Genomic DNA, 18,646 nt, shown 5'->3' on the forward strand with positions numbered 1-18,646 from the left:
TGCCTCCCGGATGCGCTCCGCTTGTCCGGGCTACGAGGAACAGGACAGCATCGAGCAACCCGCCTTGTCCTTCGCCCAGTCCGGGCGTTTCCCCGCGAATCGTTCCTGGCCCGGCTGATCGTCATAAGGCCGGCGCATCACCTCCAGCAATTCACCGATGCCGGCCATGTCGCCGGCATCGGCACGGTCGATGGCTTCCTGCGCCAGCCAGTTGCGCAGCACGTAGTTCGGATTGGCCGCGTGCATGCGGGCGCGACGCTCATCGGCCACAAGCGGATCTTCGTTCAGACGGGTGGCGTAACGCGCCAGCCAATCGTCGAACGCAGGTTCGCCCGCCACGCGCTTGTCGGCGTCGTAGAAGGCGTCTTCCAGCGGAGCCAGCGAAGGCCGTGCCGGTTCGATATCGGCCAGCGCACGGAACCAGAGCGTCATGTCCACTTCGTGCGTCTGCAGCAGCGCATGCAGATCGCGTAGCAGGTCGACATCCCTGTCCCGGCATTCGGCCAACCCCAGTTTGCGGGCGGTGTTGTCGCGATCGGCCGCGGTATAGATGGCGGCAAAGCGCTCCAGCCCGGTTTGCAACGGTGCCGGATCGGCGAACAGCGGCGACAAGGCCCGCGCCAGTTGGCCCAGGTTCCAGTACGCCACCCGCGGCTGCCAGCCGAAGCGGTAACGCCGGCCCGCAGCATCGGTCGTGTTCGGCGTCCAGTCGGGGTCGTAGGCGTCGATCCAGCCGTACGGGCCGTAGTCGATGGCCAGGCCGAGGATCGACAGGTTGTCGGTATTGAGCACGCCGTGGACGAAGCCCACGCGCATCCAGCCGGCGACGAGGCGCGCGGTGCGCTCGCAGACCTCCGCGAACCAGTCGGCATAAAGCGCCTCGCCATGGCCCTGCAGATGCGGGAAATCACGGGCGATGCAGAAGTCGGCCAGCCGGCGCAGCAGCTCGATATCGCCGCGCATGGCCGGCAACTCGAAATGGCCGAAACGCAGGAATGACGGCGCGACGCGACAGACGATGGCCCCGGCTTCGAGCTGCGGATGGCCGTCGTAGAACATGTCGCGGACCACGCCTTCGCCGGTGCCGACCAGGCTCAGCGCACGGGTGGTGGGAATGCCGAGGTGGTGCATGGCCTCGCTGCACAGGAATTCGCGGATCGAGGAGCGCAGCACCGCGCGGCCATCGGCGCTGCGCGAATACGGGGTCGGCCCGGCGCCCTTCAGTTGCAGCTCGCGACGCTGGCCATCCGGCAGGATCGCCTCGCCCAGGCTGATCGCCCGCCCATCGCCCAATTGCCCCGCCCAATGACCGAACTGGTGGCCACCGTAGTTCGTCGCGAAGGGCTGCATGCCGGGTAACAAGGTGTTGCCGCCGAACACCCGGGCGAATTCGGGCGATACCAGGTCGGCCTCGCTGAAGCCGAGTTCCGCCGCCATTTCTCGCGAATGCGCCAGCAAGCGTGGCGCTTCGACCGGGGTCGGCTCGACCGCAGACCACAGTGCCGCCTGCACCTGGCGCGGGAAAATGCGCGTTTCCGGGTCGCCGGGCAAGGCGCGCAGGAAGCTGTTGTCAAAGGTCGGGAAGTGCATGAGTCATGGTAGCTGCACGAGCGTGGGAGCCTCAGCCCAAGCCAGCGGGCGTACACTGTGCGGTCAAATCTGTGGCAGACACGCCCGCAGAATCAGCAACATGGGACGCATATGAGCGCCGACGCCACACCCGACATCAAATTTTCCGACCTTGGCCTGCCCGAGACCCTGCTGCAGGCCCTGCGCACCGTCGGATACGAATCCCCCAGCCCGATCCAGGCCGCGACCATCCCGCCGCTGCTGGCCGGCCGCGACATGATCGGCCAGGCGCAGACCGGTACCGGCAAGACCGCCGCGTTCGCCCTGCCCGCCCTGGCCCTGCTGGATGCCGCCGCGAGCAAGCCGCAGGTGCTGGTGCTGGCGCCGACCCGCGAACTGGCGATCCAGGTCGCAGAGGCGTTCCAGAAGTACGCCACCCACATCCCCGGCTTCCACGTGCTGCCGATCTACGGCGGCCAGAGCTACCAGCCGCAGCTGAGCGCGCTGAAGCGTGGCGTGCACGTGGTGGTCGGCACCCCGGGCCGGGTCATCGACCACCTCGAGCGCGGCTCGCTGGACCTGTCCGCGCTGCGCATGCTGGTGCTCGACGAAGCCGATGAAATGCTGCGGATGGGCTTCATCGACGATGTCGAGGCTGTGCTCAAGAAGACCCCGGAAACCCGCCAGGTCGCCTTGTTCTCGGCGACGATGCCGTCGCAGATCAAGCGCATCGCCCAGACCTACCTGAAGGAGCCGGTCGAGATCGCGATCAAGTCGCTGACCTCCACCGCCGAGAACATCCGCCAGCGCTTCTGGATGGTCAGCGGGATCAACAAGCTGGACGCACTGACCCGGATCATGGAAGCCGAGCCGTTCGAGGCGATGATCGTGTTCGCGCGGACCAAGCTGGGCACCGATGAACTGGCCGAAAAACTCGCCGCCCGGGGTTTCTCCGCCGCGGCGATCAACGGCGACGTCGACCAGAAGATGCGCGAGCGCACCATCCAGCGCCTGAAGGACGGCCAGATCGACATCCTGGTGGCCACCGACGTGGCCGCGCGCGGGCTCGACGTGGACCGCATCAGCCACGTGCTGAACTACGACATCCCGTACGACACCGAAAGCTACGTGCACCGCATCGGCCGCACCGGTCGCGCCGGTCGCAAGGGCGAGGCGATCCTGTTCGTGGCCCCGCGCGAGCGCGGCATGCTCGGCGCGATCGAGCGCGCCACCCGGCAGAAGATCGAGCAGATGCAGCTGCCCAGCGTCGATGCGGTCAACGAACGCCGCGTCGCCAAGTTCCTCGACAAGATCGAGGGCGCGCTGGCCAGCGACGACCTGTCGATCTTCCGCGACCTGGTCGAGCGCTACGAGCGCGAGAAGAACGTGCCTGCGGTGGAGATCGCCGCGGCGCTGGCGCAACTGGTGCAGGGCAAGACGCCGCTGCTGCTGGCCAAGCCGACCATGCCGGAGCGCAGCTTCGAGGTGCGTGAGCCGCGTGAACGCAGCGAACGCCCGGATCGTGGCGAGCGCCCCGTGCGCGAACGCGCCCCGCGTGATCCCAGCGCCCCCGAAGTCGGCATGAAGACCTACCGCATCGAGGTTGGCTACCAGCACGGCGTGCAGCCGGGCAACATCGTCGGCGCCATCGCCAATGAGGCCGACCTGGAAGCGCGCTTCATCGGCCGCATCGACATCCGCGACGACTTCACCCTGGTCGACCTGCCCGATGGCATGCCGGCCGACCTGCTGCAGCACATGCAGACCGTTCGCGTGGCCAGCCGTCCGCTGCGGATGCGCCCCGCCGAGAATGCCGACATCGACGCGCCCAAGGCCAAGCGCAGCTTCGGCCCGCCGCGCGGCGACCGTCCCGGCGGCGGGCCGCGCAAGCCGGGTGGCTTCAAGCCGCGCGGTCCGCGCTCCTGAGCAGACGCGAATAGGCGCATGCCCCATCGCGATTGGCGATGAGGCAGCGTCGTTTGGCATAGTCGTCGCATGCCGCGCCTCCTCGTCTTCCAGCACGTCGCCGCCGAACCGCTGGGCACGCTCGATCCGCTGATCCGGCGGCGCGGGCACCGGATCCGCTTCAAGAATTTCGACCGGCATCCGGACGCACAGCTCAACGTCGACCGCTATCGCGGCCTGATCGTGCTGGGCGGGCCGATGAACGTGGAAGATCATCCGCAGCGCCCGCATCTGGCCAACGAGATGCGCGCCATCGAACGCATGCTCGAGCAGGGCAAGCCGGTGCTCGGGATCTGCCTGGGCGCGCAATTACTCGCGCATGTGCTTGGCGCGCCGGTGTCGCGCAACGATGTGCCGGAAATCGGCTGGTATCCGCTGCAGAAAACCGACGGAGGCCTGTCCGACCCCGTGCTCGCGCCGCTGCAGGGAGACACCCCGGTGTTCCAGTGGCACGGCTGCCGTTTCGATATCCCCAAGGATGCCGTCCACCTTGCGCGCAGCCCGCAGTGCGAGCAGCAGGCCTTCCGTTACGGCGACAACGCCTACGGCTTCCAGTTCCACCTGGAGATGGACGAACAACTGGTGGAACGTTGGCTGGCCAATCCCGTGTATCGCGACGAACTGGCGGCCTCCGGCCTTGCCCACGATGCGGATGCGATCCGCACGCAGACGAAGCGGCACATCGCCGCGATGCAGCAGCAGGCGGACGCGGTGTTCAACAATTTCCTCGACCTGGTCGGCAGGCCGCAGCGGCGCTACACCCTGCCCTCGCGCGAATGGGCCTGAGCGCGTGACCGAGAAGGCCCATGACGCCATCGTCATCGGCGCTGGCGCGGCCGGCTTGATGGCGGCGATCACCGCCGCCCAGCGCGGCCTGCGCGTGCTGGTCGTCGACCACGCCAACAAGGTCGGCAAGAAGATCCTGATGTCCGGCGGCGGCCGCTGCAATTTCACCAATACCGGTACCACGCCCGCGCAGTACCTGTCGGCGAACCCGCATTTCTGCAAGTCGGCGCTGGCGCGCTACACGCCCTGGCATTTCATCGAACTGGTCGAGCGCCACCGCATCGCCTACCACGAGAAGGAACTGGGCCAGCTGTTCTGCGACGAGTCCTCGAAACTCATCGTCAAGATGCTGTTGGACGAGTGCGCGACCGCAGGCGTCGAAGTCCGCACGCAGTGCACGATCGAGCGCGTCGAGCACCTGGACGATGGCAGTTTCCGCTTGCACACCGCGCAAGGCCGCCTGGTGACGCCGTCGCTGGTCATTGCCAGTGGCGGGCTGTCGATCCCGAGCATGGGCGCGTCCGGCTTCGGCTACACCCTTGCGAAACAGTTCGGCCACGAGGTGTTGCCGACGCGCGCCGGCCTTGTGCCGCTGACCCTGACCGGCAAGCACGCCGAACGCCTGCAGGACCTGGCCGGGGTTTCGCTGCCGGTGGAGGCACGCTGCAACGACACCAGCTTCCGCAACTTCATGCTGGTCACCCATCGCGGGATCAGCGGACCGTCGATCCTGCAGGTCAGTTCCTACTGGCAACCCGGCGATGACCTGCGACTCGACCTGTTGCCCGGCATCGATGCCGAGGCGCAGCTGCGCGAATGGCAGGCCACGCGACGCGATGCAGAACTGAAGACGCTGCTGGCCGAAGTCCTGCCCAAGCGCTTCGCCCAGCGCCTGTGCGAGCACTGGATCGCCAGCAAGCCGCTGCGCCAGTACACCCCGCCCGAGCTGCGCGGCATCGCCGACTTGTTGTCCTCATGGCCTTTGATCGCCAGCGGCACCGAGGGCTACCGCACCGCGGAAGTCACCCTGGGCGGCGTCGATAGCGACGGACTGTCATCCACCACGATGATGTCCAGGCACGTGCCGGGCCTGTATTTCATCGGCGAGGTGGTCGACGTGACCGGTTGGCTTGGCGGCTACAACTTCCAGTGGGCCTGGGCCAGCGGGCATGCCGCGGGAACCGCGCTCGCCGCTTGAGGCTGCGTCAGAAGGGGAACGGAATCCCGATCATCGGACCGAAGTACCACCACGCGAATCCGAGGATGGCGACCCAGAGCGCGATCTTGAACAGCGCGCCGACGACCTTGATCGCGGCGTAGATCGCCAGGATCAGCACCACGATGCCGATCCAGCTCATGCGGCCGCTTCCTTCGTCGTCATTCCATCCACCAGTGGTTTCAATTGCGGATCCAATGCGACGCGCTCATCGAACACGAAGCAGCCCCCGTCATAGCCCGCACCGCCGACGGCCTCGAAGTAGCCCAGGATGCCACCGTCCAGTTGCAGCAGGTTGTCCATGCCGTCATGCCGCAGCCACAGCGCGGCCTTCTCGCAGCGGATGCCACCGGTGCAGAAGCTGACCACGGTCGCATCGGCCAATGCCTCGCGATGCGCGGCCAGCGCATCGGGCAGGTCGGTGAAATTGTCGATCGGCAAGGTCAGCGCGCCGGCGAAGCTGCCGAAGCCGAATTCCTCGCGGTTGCGGGTGTCCAGCAGGACCAGCCGCTTGCCGGCATCGTCATGGCCTTGTTCGATCCAGCGTGCCAGCGTTGCGGGCGCTACGGCGGGCGCACGTTCGCCGCTGTCCAGCGGCGAAGCATGCTCGCGTCGGAACGCGATGATCTCGTCCTTGCGCTTCACCTTGAGTCGTGCAAAGGGCACGGTCTCGCTCCAGCTTTCCTTGACCTGCAGGGCGGCGAAGCGCGGGTCGTCGCGCAGCCACCCGAGGAAACCGTGCAGCGCGGACACTTCGCCGGCCAGGAACAGGTTCAGGCCTTCCGGGGTGACCAGCACGCTGCCGCGCAAGGCATCGGCTTCGGCGCGCTCGCGCAGGCGAACGGCCAGTGCATCGGCATCGTCGATGGCAACGAACAGGTAGGCGGCGATGTTGAGGATCACGCTGAGGCCGGGGCAGCGCCACTGCGCAACAGGATGCTGCAACAGGTCACTGCGCCTTCGGCCTTCTGCAGCTCCGAAACATCCACCGTGGTGACATCGATGCCGGCGCTGCGCAGTCGCGCCAACGTTTGCGGGAAGCCATCCGGGTAGAGCAGCGCATCGCCCACCCGCACCGCATTGGCGGCATGCGGCTCGGTGGGATCGATCTCGATGCAGTCGTAGCCGGCGAACGGCCCGATGTCGACCCAGGCCGGATTGACCAGCACCGTGGACTCGCCGACCTGGGTGACCGCGGACTTCAGGTGCAGGCAGTCGCGCATCGCCACCGATTCCACCGTGTAGCCATGCGGTGCCAGCAAGTCGCGCAACTGGCCGTGGCCGGCGGCGTTGCTGCGCGCGGAAATGCCCACGAACACGCGCTTGCCGATGCGCAGCACGTCGCCACCATCGAGCGTGCCCGGCGCTTCGATCCTCGACACGGCGCGGACGCTGCCGAGCAGCTCCAGCACGGCGCTGCCCTCATCACGACGCGACTCCGCACCCGGCCGCGTCGCGATGGCGAGCTCGTCGAAGGCCAGCGCCACGTCCTCGACGAAGACCGAATCCGGCCAGGCCGCCTCGGCCGGCAGTTCCAACACCCGGCAACCCAACCCCTCGAGTGCGGCACGATAGGCCGCGTGTTGCGCGCGTGCGCGATCGACGTCGATCGCGTCGCGTTCGACGAACGACAACTGGCACGCGGCGAGCGCCGGGCTGACTTCACGGGTGATGGCGATCCACATCGGGCCATTGTAAGCCGGCCACCGCGGGGATCAGCGCACCGCGGGGCTGCCGAACACCGCCTTGAAGCGGGCCCGCTGGGCCGGGCTGGCATCCGGCTCGCGATTGATGAACATTTCCTCGGCAAAGCTGTCCATGCGCAGCCCCAGCGCGGCGTAGCTGGGGCGGATGTCGAAATACGATTCGCTGCCGACGGTGCCTGCAAAGAATCCGGAGAAGTCGCTGCCGGTCAGGGCCTTGGCGATTCGCTCCAGGTCCGCCAGCGCGTAGGTCTTGCCGGGCTTGCCGAACTCCGCATGCAACGCGCGCATGAATTCCGGCAGGCCGACTCTGTCGCCGCTGCGCTCGCGCAGGGCAACATCCAGCGCCAGCGCGGCCAGGCTGCCGCCGCCATAGACCAGTTGCCGGTTGGGCTGCTTGTCCTTGCCAGCATCGCGCACGCTCATCTGCAGGTTCTGGGCGTAACGCGCGATCAGGTAACGGCGCGGCACGTTCTCCAGCCGCTTGAACAGCAGGTTTTCGTCCAGCCAGCCATTGCGGGCCAGGGTCACGATGGTGAGGTAGTCGGTGACGCCTTCCTTGAACCATTCCTCGCGATGATCAGCGGGGACGATGCTGAGCCCGTTCCAGAAATGCAGCAGTTCGTGGGCCATCACATAGCCCCAGATCACCCGATTGCGTTCATCCGCATCGCCCTGCACGAACTGGCTGAAGCTGCTGGCGAAGGCACCGCCGTCGCCGCTTGCGTGTTCGTTGATGATGATCAGATAGCGCCTGGACAGCGGCGGCCCGCCGAACAGTTCGGCATAACTCGCCAACTGGGTGCTTAGCAGGTCGACGAACAGCGGCAGGCTCCTGCGATAGCGCTCGCCCAGCACCAGGGTCAATTCCACGCCACCGGCATCAAAGGTTTCCGCATGCGCGGTGCCGAGGAACAGCGCGTTGCTGATGAGTTCGCGACGCGAGTCGACGCGGAAACGGTCGCCATCGCCCGCGCTGGTCCACGGCGTGCGTGCCTGCCAGCCGCGCGGAAGGTCGAAGTCGACTTCGATCGGCGCCTGCACCGGCGCATCGCCATCGGCGAAGAACAGCGCCGCACCGGTGGCCATCATGCCTTCGTCGGTGCGATACGACACCTCTTCCATACCGGCCGGCCACGGGTATTTGTCGTGTTCGAGACGCACCGTGTACGACAGGCGGATGCGTTGGCCACCGGCAATGCCGAAGTCGCCAGCGCCCCGGTCCTTGAGCGCGAGCGTCGCGCCCTTCGCATCGGCGGCGCGCAGGCCCTCGACCAGACTTGCCTGCCCGTTCGGCAAGCCGGGTACCTCCATCACGTTGTACATCGACAGCATGTCGCTCTGCTGCCAGAGGTCGGCTTCCACCACGGCGCGCGAGGCCTGTGCATCGACGCGCACGCGTTAGCGATTCGGTTCGCCGTCCCAATCGGCGGCAACGGCGGAGAGCGGCAACAGCAGGCACAGGGCCAACCCGTACGGCAAGCGCAACATCGAAGGCATCCACGAGAACGTTGCGCAAGGGATACGACGGATGCGCCGGCGGTTGCAGTCGCGGCATCATGTGCGGATGCCCCCCGAATCCAGCCACCCTGCCCGCCTTGCCATCATCGGCGGCGGCCCCGCCGGCCTGATGGCCGCCGATGCCGCCTGCGCAGCCGGCATCGACGTGCACGTGTTCGAGGCAAAGGGCTCGGTGGGCCGCAAGTTCCTGATCGCCGGCAAGGGCGGGCTCAACCTCACCCATTCCGAGCCGCGCCCCACGTTCGATGCGCGCTATCGTGAACGCGCGCCCGAGATCGGCACGTGGCTCGATGAGTTCGATGCCGATGCGTTGCGCGATTGGGCGCGTGGCTTCGGCGTGGAGACCTACATCGGCAGTTCCGGCCGGGTGTTCCCGAGGGACCGCAAGGCCGCGCCGCTGCTGCGGGCCTGGGTGCGCCGCCTGCGCGATGCCGGCGTGCACTTCCACGTGCAACATCGCTGGCTGGGCTGGAACGATGTGGGCGCGCTGCGCTTCGACACTCCCGATGGCGAAACATCGTTCGTGGCCGAGGCAGTGGTGTTGGCCTTGGGCGGTGGCAGCTGGCCGCAGCTCGGCTCCGATGGCACATGGGTGGAAACGCTGGGCATGCGCGGTATCGACATCGCGCCGCTGCAACCGGCCAATTGCGGCTTCGACATCGGCTGGAGCGATTTCCTGTCCAGCAAACACGCCGGTGCGCCACTGAAGCCGGTCGTCGCGCACTGGCGCGATGCCACCGGCGTACAACACGCCCTGCAAGGCGAATGCGTATTGACCGAAACCGGCATCGAGGGCAGCTTGATCTACGCCATCGCCGCCGACCTGCGCGATGCGATCGCGCGCGATGGCGAAGCGATGCTGCACCTCGACCTGGTCCCAGGCCGTACGCTGCAACGATTGCAGCAGGATCTGGGAAAGTCGCGCAATGGACGCAGCCTGGGCGAGCACCTGCGCCGCCAGGCCGGCATCGATGGCGCGAAGTCCGCGTTGCTGCACGAAGTGCTGGACAAGCCGGCACTGCAGGACATGGCGCGTGTCGCCGGTACGCTCAAACGCTTGCCGCTGCGCTTGTTGCGCCCACGGCCGATGGCGGAAACCATCTCCACCGCCGGCGGCGTGCGGTTGGAAGCACTGGACGATGCATTGATGCTGCGCGGTGCGCCCGGTGTGTTCTGCGCCGGCGAGATGCTCGACTGGGAAGCACCGACCGGCGGCTATCTGCTCACCGCGTGTTTCGCCAGCGGGTTACGCGCCGGGCGCGGCGCGGCGACGTGGCTGCAAACGCCACGCTGAGCTTCAGGGTTTCCTGGCGGCCTCGGCCTTCGCCTTCTCCGCCGCCGCCTTCGCACGGTCAGCCGTGTCCTTCTGGAATTCTGCGATATGCGGCAATTCGCGCAGCACGCGCGAATGCGGATCCAGCGTGTAGGTCGCCGCCGCCGGCAACTCCACGCGGCCTCGTCCATCTGTCATCGGCACATCGATGACCTTGTCACCGACACGCACCTGCACCGGCAGCGGGAACGGCGTGTCGTCCTTCGTCTTCCAGCGCAACCAGAGGCCACCGGCATCGCGGGTGGCCCGCAATTCCGGCAACGCCGCGGAACGCAGGTAGCCGTCGAAGAACCAGCGGTAATCCTTGCCGGTGATGCGGTTGACGATGGCGATGAAGTCGTTGGTCGAGGCGTGGCGCGACTTGAAGTTGCCGGGCTTGGGCGTGGCGGTGCCGTAGACCAGCTCGCGGATGGCGCGGAAGAAGGCGTCGTCGCCGATCTGCCCGCGCAAGGTGTGCAGCATCAGCGAACCCTTGTAGTAGGTATCGTTGCCCGGCCCCTCTCCTGCCTTGTAGACCTCGTTTTCTGGCAGGCCGCGTCCGGAAATCACCGGATACTTGTTGACCAGCGCGGCACGTTGCTTCATCAACGCCGTCATGTACTCCATGTCGCCGCGCAGCCACTGCAGGTACAGCGGCTGCATGTAGCTGCCGCAGCCCTCGTGCAACCAGAAGTCGTCCCAGTCGCGATGGGTCAGCTGGTTGCCGAACCATTCGTGGGCGAGTTCGTGCTGCAACAGCCAGTCGTAGCCGGCGTCGCCCTTCCGGTAGTCGTTGCCGTAGGCGTTGATGGTCTGGTGTTCCATGCCCAGGTGCGGGGTTTCGACAACGCCCATCTTCTCGTCGGCGAACGGATACGGGCCGATCATCTCCTCGAAGAAATCCAGCATCGGGGTGAATTCGGCGAACAGGCCCTCGGCCTTCGCGGCATTGCCCTTCAGGTGCCAGAAGCGCAGCGGGATGGTGTTGCCGTAACGCGATTTGTACTCGCCCTGCAGCAGTTCATACGGGCCGATGTTCAGGGAAACCGCATAGGTGTTGGGATTCTTCGCGCGCCAGTGGTAGGTGCGCCAGCCATTCTTCTCTTCCATCCCCTCGGCGATGCCGTTGCCGGCCACGACCAGCGGACTCGGCACGGTGATGTGCTGCACGACTTCCCGCGGTTCGCCGAGCGGATGGTCGATGCACGGCCAGAACAGATCGCAGCCTTCGCCCTGGACCGCGGTGGCGACCCACGGCTCGCCAGTCGGGGCCGTCGCCCACACGAAACCGCCATCCCACGGCGCCTTGTTGGCCACATGCGGGGCGCCCGAATAGCGGATGCGCAGGGTGGCGCGCGTGCCGGCCGCGAGCGAAGCCGGCAGGTCAATGGTCATGCGCCCTTCGGGATTGCGCCACTGGGCGGCGGCAACCGTCTTGCCGTCGACTTCGACAGCATCAATCGCGTAATTGCGATCCAGATCGACCACGAGGCGATCGACCGGCGTATCGGCGCGGAAGGTCAGCGTGGCGTCGCCCTCCAGCCACTTGCGCGCAGGATCGACCTTGAATGAGAGCTCGGCGCGCTCGAACGTCACTGCTTCCTGCTCCGGTGCGCGTGGCAGGCCGCTGGCCGCGGTGATCCTGGTCAGCGCGGGTTGCGCTGCCTGCGCGAGGAGGCTGGAGGATGCGAGTGCGGCGGCAAGCAGGCAACGAGCAAGGGGCATGGCAACGATCCGGGTAAACGATCGCCAACTTTCGCATGCAGGGCGCGGCATCGACCCTGTCTTTGGTCACTGCGGTGCAGGAACCCGGAAGCGAAGATCACCACCCGGGCATTGATCGGCCGGAACATGCCCCGACCCCGGCAAGGCGTCCATCGGACGCACTCTCGGCCGAATCTGAATACGAGCTTTCAAGTCCTGAGCCGACCAGGGCGAATAACGGAAATCTCAGGTTTGATTCATCCTTCACACCGCTAACTGCACGCACGGCGCGAATGGTTCGCGGCCGATGGAGAAGCATCAGGTGGAGAAGCTCATGACCCGCCATTTCACCGCCCGCCGATTGGCCGTTTCGCTCATGGGGGCCTTGCTCGCCGTCGGCGCGACTGCCCCAGCGTTCGCACTGCAACAGGATCGCAACCAGGATCGCGACGACCGCAAGCCGCGCAAGCAGCAGGCCGACCGCGAAGAAGCGCGCCGCGAACAGCCGCAACGGCAACAACCGCCCCCGAGGGAACCGCAGCGGCAGCCACAGGTGCAAGAGCGCCAGGCGTCGCAGCCGCGTCCTGCCTTGCAGCAGGGCAATGGCCGTTCGCAACCGGAACGCCGCGAAAACTGGGACCGGGGCAGCCGCGAACGCGAGCAGCAGCGGCGCGAGAATCTGGACGTGCAGGCCCGCCAGCGCGACGACGCGACCCAGCGCCAGTCGCAGCAGCGCGAAGACATGCAGCGGCGCATCGCCGAACAGCGTCGCGAGCAGGCCGGCCAGCGCGGAGCCAACGCACGGCGCATGGCCGAGCAGCAACGCGAGCGCCAGCAGCAGGCGGATCGCCGTGGCGACGAGCAACGTCGCGGCAACGATGAACGCACAGCCCGCGAACGCGCCGAGCAGGATCGCCGCATCGCCGACCAGCGTGATCGCGATGGCCGGCGCGACGATCGACGCGACGACCGCAACGATGCACGCGACGACCGCCGGGATGATCGCAACAACCGGGGCAATGACCGACGCGACGACCGCAATGACCGGATCTCGCGCGACCAGCAGCAGCGCCGCATCGACGACCAGCGACGTCAGGCGATCGAGTGGCAGCGCCGCGAATCGGGACGCCGCTCGCAGCTGGAGCAGCGCAACCGCGAGCTGGAACGCCAGCGCCGCAGCCATCAGTACCGCTACCAGCAGGACTACTACCGCCGCTGGCTGGCGCAGCAGTCGCGCTGGAATGCCTCGCGGTACGACTACTACAACGATCCGTACTACTCGACCGCCTACAACTACCGCTACAACTACGGTGGTCGCTGGTACCAGACCAACAGCTATGGTCGGGACTTGTTGCAGCAGGCGATCCGCGATGGTTATCGGGAAGGTTGGTACGCCGGTCAGGCCGATCTCAACGACCGCTGGCGCTTCGACTACCAGAGCAACTATGGCTATCGGGACGGCACCTTCGGTTACAACGGCTACTACGTTGGTCGTGACGAATACCGCTACTACTTCCAGCAGGGCTTCGAACGCGGTTATCGCGACGGTTACTACCGCAGGAACCAGTACGGACGCTACGACAACGGGGCGGCGGTGATCCTGCCAGCGATTCTGGGCGCGATACTCAACATCAGCCGCTACTGATCAGGCATTGCGCTGCACCATCACGCCCGGCTCCGGCCGGGCGTTTCTTTTGGCGATGTCGATGCGCGACCGGTCGGCGGCGATTCAACGCAACTGGCTGTCCTTGCTGCCGCGACGGTTGTAGCCGGCGGTGCCCGCTTCATCGCGATCATGCAGCTCCTGGCAGGCCAAGCACAGGCGAGCGCCCGGCATCGCCTTGCGGCGGGCCTCGGGGATCGCGGCATCGCAGTCCTCGCAATGCGTGCGGCCCGGGCCGCTGGGCAGGCGGCTGCGCGCACGCTGGATCGCGTCCTTCACGGTCGCATCGATCTGATCCTGCACCGCGCCGTCGCCGGCCCATCCGGTCGCCATGGCTCGCTCCTGATTCAGCTTCATGAGCGACGCAGCCTAGCAATCAAGCAGTGGCGTTGGCGTCGAGGCGAGTCCTCGCGCACACTGGCGGCTGCTCTGGGGGGAGCCGGCATGACACGCACCAACCACCGCGAGGACGGCGACGGCACCGACGTGCCGCCGCACCTGCGCAACCTGCACCGTCGCACGTATCCGATGCGCACCCTCGGCATGGGCTTGGCGGTGCTGCCCGTGCTGGTGGTCCTGCACGAACTGGATACCGGCTGGCCGGCCTGGGCATGGACACTCTTCTGCAGCCTGGTCTGGCCGCATGTCGCCTGGCTGCGCGCCAGGCACAGCCGCGTTCCTTATCGGGCCGAGTTGACCAATTTCATGATCGATTCGGCCATGGCTGCCAGCCTGGCGCCGATCATGCACTTCAATTTGCTGCCGTCGGCGATGCTGGTCACCTTGGCGACCGCCGACAAGATCAATGCAGGCGTGCGCGGGCTGTGGTCGCGCTCGTTGCTGGGCATGCTGGTGGCGATCCTCGTGACATCCGTGCTGACGGGCTTCCAGCTCGACATCGCCACCAGCACGCCGGTGCTGCTGGCCTGTCTGCCGCTGATGGTCATCCATACACTCGCGGTGAGCGTCACCAGCTACCGGCTGGTTCGCAAGGTGCAGAAGCAGAACCTGCGGCTGGACGACTTGAGTCGCCACGATGCGTTGACCGGCCTGCTGAGCCGCGGGCATTGGCAGGAACAGGCGACCACCCTGCTGGTGGCCGGCGCGCCGGCCAGCCTGTTGCTGGTCGATGTCGACCTGTTCAAATCGATCAACGACCACCACGGCCACGCCACCGGCGACGACGTCCTGCGCGGAATTGCCGACGCGATCCGCGCCGCGGTACCGGACGGCAGCCATGCCGGGCGGCTGGGTGGCGACGAATTCGCGGTGGCCGTGCCGCTGGCCCTGACCGACAGCCGTCATGTCGCCGAAGACATCCGCGCGCGCGTGGAGGCGCTGCAGCTGGACGATGCGCCCGTGCAGTGCTCGGTCAGCATCGGCATGGCCGAACCGCCATTGGCGGGTACCGGGCTGCGCGCCTGGATGGAGTCGGCCGATCGCGCGCTCTATCGGGCCAAGGCGGCCGGACGCAACCGCATCCAGGCCGCCACGCCCGACAGCCTACCGGCCTGAACCGGCGCGTTCCGGCTACGCGCCGGCGCGGGATTTCCAGAGCGCCAGCAATTCCGTTTCTTTCTCGCGGGTGATGCCGGCACGTGGCTTGGCCTGGCGCTCCGCGGGCAGCGAACGGAACCACGCCAGCAAATCCTGCACGGTGGTGGCCAAGGGACGTAGCGTCATCCCCGCCGCCAATGCACGCGCATTGCTGACCGTGCCATAGCCGGCATACGGATTGTCCGCACGCGGCACCCAGATCGGCAGTTCGATCTTCTGCTCCTCGACGAATTTCGGCGTGACGTGGGTCAGTTGCATGCCGCTGGCGGTCACCGCCTGGCAGCCGTAGATCATCGCGTCGGTGGTCAGCGTGTAGTCGGGGCCGACCGCGTTGTAGATCCCGTACGCCTTCGCTTCGGCGAGGCGGATCATCCATTCGCCGAGGTCGCGGCCATCGATGATCTGGATCGGATCCTGGCCATCGCCGGGCACCAGGATCTCGCCGCCCTGCGCGACCCGCAGCGGCCAGTAAGTGAAGCGGTCGGTCTCGTCGCGCGGACCGACGATGTAGCCGGGTCGGACAATCGTGCTGCGTTCGCCGAAATGCTTGCGCACTTCCGCTTCGCTCAGGGCCTTCAGCGAGCCGTAGAGATTCTCCATGTCGGCGCGCATGGACTCCTGCGTTTCCGCCATCGCGTCCTTGCCGTTGTAGACCGCGAGCGGCGAGTTTTCGTCGATGCCGTGCTTGCTGCCATCGGCATACACCGAGATCGTCGAGATGAACATGTAGTGGCCGACATTGCCCTTCAGCACCCTGGCGGCATCACGCACCCAGAACGGCAGCGTGGTCGGGTTGTCGATGCACACATCCCACTTGCGCCCGGCAAGCGACTTCAGGTCGCCGGTGTTGCGGTCGCCGTGCAGTTGCTCGACCTCGCCCGGCCATTCCGGCGAGGGCCGCTTGCCGCGATTGAACAGGGTCACCTTGTGCCCGCGCGCCAGTGCGTAATTCACCTGGAACGGGCCGGTGAAGCCGGTTCCGCCGAGGATAAGAAGGTTCAGCGGCTTTGCGGCCTTGGCGATCGCCGACGCAGCGGCGCCGGGCGATGCGAAGGAAGGCAGCGCTGCCGCAGCGGCGGCGAGTGTTCCGAACTTCAGCAGATCCCGACGCGTGCTGCGCATATGCCTTCCCCGGCTGGTGTGTCTGGCGAGTCTCGCACCGGTTCGGGGATGCTGCTTATGTCGAAAGTCGGGGTGCCGTCGGTAACGCGCTGCGGGCGCGACGCGGAGACCATCGACCGCTCGTCGGAACTAGACAAATATTTCTAGACAATATTTTCTAGAAGAGGCATCGTCCCGACACCGAAACAGCGATGACGCCGATGCCCGCGCCCCGCCTGCCAAAACCGACGCCCGCCGAACTCGACCTGCTGCGCACGCTCTGGCAGCAGGGCCCGAGCACGGCAAAGCAGATCCACGAATTGCAGCAGCGCGAACGCCCCGACCTGCCCTACGCCAACGTGTTGCGGCTGATGCAGATCATGCACGGCAAGGGCTTGCTCAAGCGCGACGAACGCGAGCGCGCCCATGTGTACGCGGCGGCTCAGGCGCAGGGTCCGCTGCAGACACGATTGATGGACGATTTGATCCACAAGGCGTTTGCGGGATCCGGCAAGGCGCTGGTGATGGCAGCGTTGCGCGGTGGACGCGTCAGCGATGCCGAGCGCGCCGAGATCCAGCAGTTCCTGGAGGACACCCGCGATGAATGACCTGGCCGCGACCGTGATTCCCGCGTTGGGCAGCGCCCTGCTGCATTTCCTCTGGCAGGGCACGTTGCTCGGCCTGCTCGCAGGGCTGGGCCTGGCGATGTTGCGCAATGCGCGTCCGCAGGCGCGTTACGCAGTGGCTTGCACGGCACTCATCGCGTCCCTGTTGTTGCCGATGCTGACCGTGGCTTGGTTGCTGGCGTCACCGATCATCGGCACCAATACCGCCTTGCCCGTCGTGACCGCCACCCCGGCCGATGTCGCGAACCTCCATGCCGTTGGCGACATGCTGGCGATGCAGCAAGCAAACACCCTGCCGTGGATCGTCCTGCTGTGGGCATCCGGGGTCGCAACGTTGTTCCTGCGCATGGCCGGTGGGCTGTGGTGGGTGCATCGTCTGCAGCATCAAGCGTGGCCCGATGCCGGCGGACTCTGGCAGGCGCGAGCCGACGCGCTGGCATCGCAACTCAACCTGCCGCGCGGCGTGCAGCTGCGCTTGTTCGATGGCGACGCGCCGCTGGCGATCGGCTGGTGGCGGCCAATGGTGCTGCTGCCCGCGGCCTTGCTGGCGCGCATGCCGGCCGGTTTGCTGGAAGCACTGCTGGCCCACGAGCTGGCGCATATCCGCCGCCACGATTACCTGGTCAACCTGCTGCAGGCCGTGGTCGAGGCCCTGCTCTTTTACCACCCGGTGGTGTGGTGGCTGTCGCGCCGCATCCGCCACGAACGCGAACTGATCGCCGACGACCTGGCCGCCACGGCACTGGGCGATCGTCGCAGCCTTGCGCTCGCGCTGTCCGAACTCGACCGCATGCTCGGCGCGACCGCCGCCGGGCCCATTCCCCGCTTCGCGCACGCCGCCCATGGAGGCCAACTCATGTCCCGCATCCAGCACCTGCTCCGCCCGCGCCAACACCCGCTCGCCATCGGCCTGTCCCTGCCTCTGCTGGGCCTGGCGCTGGCCGGCGTGGCGATGTATGCGCATGCCCAATCCACCGCACCCGCCGCGACACCGACCGTCGATCACACCGACACCCGGTATCCACCGCCACCGCCGCCACCGCCCGCCCCGCCCGCGCCTCCTGCCATGCCCGCGCCTCCTGCCGCACCTGCAGCGCCGCCACCGCCGCCACCGCGTGCCGATCGGCTCAAGAAGCTGCATGCCGGCATCGACGCATCGAATGGCTACGCGATGGTGCGCAAGGGCGACACCGGCTTCCGCATGAGCGGCAGCACCGACGACATCCCCGACATCCGCCAACTGCGCCACGGCATCGACGGCGACTTCCTGTGGGTGCGTCGCGGTGGCGATGCCTACGTGGTCCGCGATGCCGGCGTGCTGGCCGGCGTGGACGAGGCCTGGGGGCCCGTCGATGCACTCGAAGTGCGCATGGACGCTCTGCAGGTGCGCATGCAGCCGCACCAGCGCAAGCTCGATGCGCTGGGTGCGCGGATGGAGCGAATGGAACCGGTGGAAACACCGGAGATGCGCGCCGCAGGGCGGCAATTGGAAGACCTCGCCTCGCACCAGCAGGCGTTGGCCGAAAAGCAGGAGCGGCTCGCCCGGAAGATGGACAAGGCCGACGACGCCGGGCGCGGCGCATTGTCGCGCGACATGGAGCTGATTTCGACGCAGATGGCCCTGTTGTCAGAGCAGATGGACCGCCACTCGAGCGTGATGGACCGGCAGTCCGAGATCATGCAAGCGCAATCCGGAAAGATGGAAGCAGTCGCTCGCGAGATGGAAGCCGCCGCAAAGCCGATGGAAGCGATCGGCCGCGACATGGAAGCACTGGGCAACCAGATCGAACGCGAGGCCGGCATCGCCGACACCCGCATCCGCGGCCTGATCGACGACGCCATCGCCCGCGGCCTGGCGCAGCCAGTCAAGCGCCGCTGACCCGCGCCATCACGCGCATCGGGGTATCGTGGCGGCTCCGCACC

At 67.0% G+C, this 18,646-nt stretch carries 16 protein-coding genes; 8 read left to right on the plus strand and 8 right to left on the minus strand.

Going from position 1 to position 18,646, the window contains the following annotated elements:
- Window positions 1–30 precede the first annotated feature (30 nt).
- Entirely contained in the window at window positions 31–1,590 is a 1,560-nt protein-coding gene (locus H9L16_RS13855) for a protein adenylyltransferase SelO (RefSeq protein ID WP_187552238.1), read from the minus strand.
- Window positions 1,591–1,701: 111 nt separating this feature from the next.
- On the opposite strand from H9L16_RS13855, the gene H9L16_RS13860 reads away from it, so the two are divergent.
- The 3 genes from H9L16_RS13860 (at window position 1,702) to H9L16_RS13865 (ending at window position 5,518) form a co-directional block, all read left to right on the plus strand.
- The gene (locus H9L16_RS13860) at window positions 1,702–3,495 is read left to right on the plus strand and encodes a DEAD/DEAH box helicase (protein WP_187552239.1); all 1,794 of its coding nucleotides are present in this window, start codon (window positions 1,702–1,704) and stop codon (window positions 3,493–3,495) included.
- Between the two features lie 69 nt (window positions 3,496–3,564).
- Entirely contained in the window at window positions 3,565–4,320 is a 756-nt protein-coding gene (locus H9L16_RS16270) for a type 1 glutamine amidotransferase (protein WP_229796468.1), read from the plus strand.
- Between the two features lie 58 nt (window positions 4,321–4,378).
- Window positions 4,379–5,518 carry a BaiN/RdsA family NAD(P)/FAD-dependent oxidoreductase gene (locus H9L16_RS13865; protein WP_229796565.1) on the plus strand — a complete coding sequence of 380 codons (1,140 nt, stop codon included), beginning with the start codon at window positions 4,379–4,381 and terminating at the stop codon, window positions 5,516–5,518.
- A gap of 7 nt (window positions 5,519–5,525) precedes the next feature.
- On the opposite strand, the gene H9L16_RS13870 is transcribed toward H9L16_RS13865, so the two are convergent.
- The 4 genes from H9L16_RS13870 to H9L16_RS13885 are packed head-to-tail and all read right to left on the minus strand — an operon-like array spanning window position 5,526 to window position 8,637.
- A complete protein-coding gene (locus H9L16_RS13870; RefSeq protein ID WP_187552241.1) occupies window positions 5,526–5,678 on the minus strand; it encodes a hypothetical protein in 153 nt (50 codons plus the stop codon).
- Complete coding sequence (locus tag H9L16_RS13875) at window positions 5,675–6,439, minus strand: sulfurtransferase (RefSeq protein WP_187554204.1); 765 nt, start codon at window positions 6,437–6,439, stop codon at window positions 5,675–5,677. Before H9L16_RS13875 ends, H9L16_RS13870 begins: the two co-directional genes overlap by 4 nt.
- Entirely contained in the window at window positions 6,436–7,221 is a 786-nt protein-coding gene (locus H9L16_RS13880; RefSeq protein WP_187552242.1) for a dimethylarginine dimethylaminohydrolase family protein, read from the minus strand. Before H9L16_RS13880 ends, H9L16_RS13875 begins: the two co-directional genes overlap by 4 nt.
- 30 nt (window positions 7,222–7,251) lie before the next feature.
- Window positions 7,252–8,637: a M61 family metallopeptidase gene (locus H9L16_RS13885; RefSeq protein ID WP_187552243.1), complete on the minus strand. Its 1,386-nt coding sequence runs from the start codon at window positions 8,635–8,637 to the stop codon at window positions 7,252–7,254.
- A gap of 169 nt (window positions 8,638–8,806) precedes the next feature.
- Between H9L16_RS13885 and H9L16_RS13890 the strand changes: the two genes are divergently transcribed.
- Window positions 8,807–10,054, plus strand: a complete 1,248-nt coding sequence (locus H9L16_RS13890) for a TIGR03862 family flavoprotein (RefSeq protein WP_187552244.1) — start codon at window positions 8,807–8,809, stop codon at window positions 10,052–10,054.
- A gap of 3 nt (window positions 10,055–10,057) precedes the next feature.
- Here the strand turns inward: H9L16_RS13890 and H9L16_RS13895 are convergent, their stop codons facing one another.
- Complete coding sequence (locus tag H9L16_RS13895) at window positions 10,058–11,797, minus strand: M1 family metallopeptidase (protein ID WP_187552245.1); 1,740 nt, start codon at window positions 11,795–11,797, stop codon at window positions 10,058–10,060.
- A gap of 313 nt (window positions 11,798–12,110) precedes the next feature.
- Between H9L16_RS13895 and H9L16_RS13900 the strand changes: the two genes are divergently transcribed.
- Complete coding sequence (locus H9L16_RS13900) at window positions 12,111–13,421, plus strand: hypothetical protein (RefSeq protein ID WP_187552246.1); 1,311 nt, start codon at window positions 12,111–12,113, stop codon at window positions 13,419–13,421.
- Between the two features lie 84 nt (window positions 13,422–13,505).
- On the opposite strand, the gene H9L16_RS13905 is transcribed toward H9L16_RS13900, so the two are convergent.
- A complete protein-coding gene (locus H9L16_RS13905) occupies window positions 13,506–13,772 on the minus strand; it encodes a DksA/TraR family C4-type zinc finger protein (protein WP_187552247.1) in 267 nt (88 codons plus the stop codon).
- A gap of 111 nt (window positions 13,773–13,883) precedes the next feature.
- Here H9L16_RS13905 and H9L16_RS13910 point away from each other — a divergent pair, with 111 nt between their 5' ends.
- Complete coding sequence (locus H9L16_RS13910) at window positions 13,884–14,954, plus strand: sensor domain-containing diguanylate cyclase (RefSeq protein ID WP_187552248.1); 1,071 nt, start codon at window positions 13,884–13,886, stop codon at window positions 14,952–14,954.
- 15 nt (window positions 14,955–14,969) lie between these two features.
- On the opposite strand, the gene H9L16_RS13915 is transcribed toward H9L16_RS13910, so the two are convergent.
- The gene (locus H9L16_RS13915) at window positions 14,970–16,118 is read right to left on the minus strand and encodes an NAD-dependent epimerase/dehydratase family protein (RefSeq protein WP_187552249.1); all 1,149 of its coding nucleotides are present in this window, start codon (window positions 16,116–16,118) and stop codon (window positions 14,970–14,972) included.
- Between the two features lie 200 nt (window positions 16,119–16,318).
- Between H9L16_RS13915 and H9L16_RS13920 the strand changes: the two genes are divergently transcribed.
- On the plus strand, window positions 16,319–16,705 hold the full coding sequence (locus H9L16_RS13920; RefSeq protein ID WP_223158147.1) for a BlaI/MecI/CopY family transcriptional regulator: 387 nt from the start codon (window positions 16,319–16,321) through the stop codon (window positions 16,703–16,705).
- Window positions 16,698–18,602, plus strand: coding sequence for a M56 family metallopeptidase (locus H9L16_RS13925; RefSeq protein WP_187552251.1), 1,905 nt, complete (start codon window positions 16,698–16,700; stop codon window positions 18,600–18,602). The genes H9L16_RS13920 and H9L16_RS13925 overlap by 8 nt, the downstream gene beginning before the upstream one ends.
- Window positions 18,603–18,646 lie beyond the last annotated feature (44 nt).

The sequence above is a fragment of the Thermomonas carbonis genome, from assembly GCF_014396975.1.
Classification (GTDB): Bacteria; Pseudomonadota; Gammaproteobacteria; order Xanthomonadales; family Xanthomonadaceae; genus Thermomonas; species Thermomonas carbonis.

Excerpts from the sequence above, each read along its gene's own strand:
- H9L16_RS13855 (WP_187552238.1), bottom strand. The coding sequence starts at position 1,590 with ATGCACTTCCCGACCTTTGACAACAGCTTCCTGCGCGCCTTGCCCGGC.
- H9L16_RS13860 (WP_187552239.1), top strand. The coding sequence starts at position 1,702 with ATGAGCGCCGACGCCACACCCGACATCAAATTTTCCGACCTTGGCCTG.
- H9L16_RS16270 (WP_229796468.1), top strand. The coding sequence starts at position 3,565 with ATGCCGCGCCTCCTCGTCTTCCAGCACGTCGCCGCCGAACCGCTGGGC.
- H9L16_RS13865 (WP_229796565.1), top strand. The coding sequence starts at position 4,379 with ATGGCGGCGATCACCGCCGCCCAGCGCGGCCTGCGCGTGCTGGTCGTC.
- H9L16_RS13870 (WP_187552241.1), bottom strand. The coding sequence starts at position 5,678 with ATGAGCTGGATCGGCATCGTGGTGCTGATCCTGGCGATCTACGCCGCG.
- H9L16_RS13880 (WP_187552242.1), bottom strand. The coding sequence starts at position 7,221 with ATGTGGATCGCCATCACCCGTGAAGTCAGCCCGGCGCTCGCCGCGTGC.
- H9L16_RS13890 (WP_187552244.1), top strand. The coding sequence starts at position 8,807 with ATGCCCCCCGAATCCAGCCACCCTGCCCGCCTTGCCATCATCGGCGGC.
- H9L16_RS13895 (WP_187552245.1), bottom strand. The coding sequence starts at position 11,797 with ATGCCCCTTGCTCGTTGCCTGCTTGCCGCCGCACTCGCATCCTCCAGC.
- H9L16_RS13900 (WP_187552246.1), top strand. The coding sequence starts at position 12,111 with ATGACCCGCCATTTCACCGCCCGCCGATTGGCCGTTTCGCTCATGGGG.
- H9L16_RS13905 (WP_187552247.1), bottom strand. The coding sequence starts at position 13,772 with ATGGCGACCGGATGGGCCGGCGACGGCGCGGTGCAGGATCAGATCGAT.
- H9L16_RS13910 (WP_187552248.1), top strand. The coding sequence starts at position 13,884 with ATGACACGCACCAACCACCGCGAGGACGGCGACGGCACCGACGTGCCG.
- H9L16_RS13915 (WP_187552249.1), bottom strand. The coding sequence starts at position 16,118 with ATGCGCAGCACGCGTCGGGATCTGCTGAAGTTCGGAACACTCGCCGCC.
- H9L16_RS13920 (WP_223158147.1), top strand. The coding sequence starts at position 16,319 with ATGCCCGCGCCCCGCCTGCCAAAACCGACGCCCGCCGAACTCGACCTG.
- H9L16_RS13925 (WP_187552251.1), top strand. The coding sequence starts at position 16,698 with ATGAATGACCTGGCCGCGACCGTGATTCCCGCGTTGGGCAGCGCCCTG.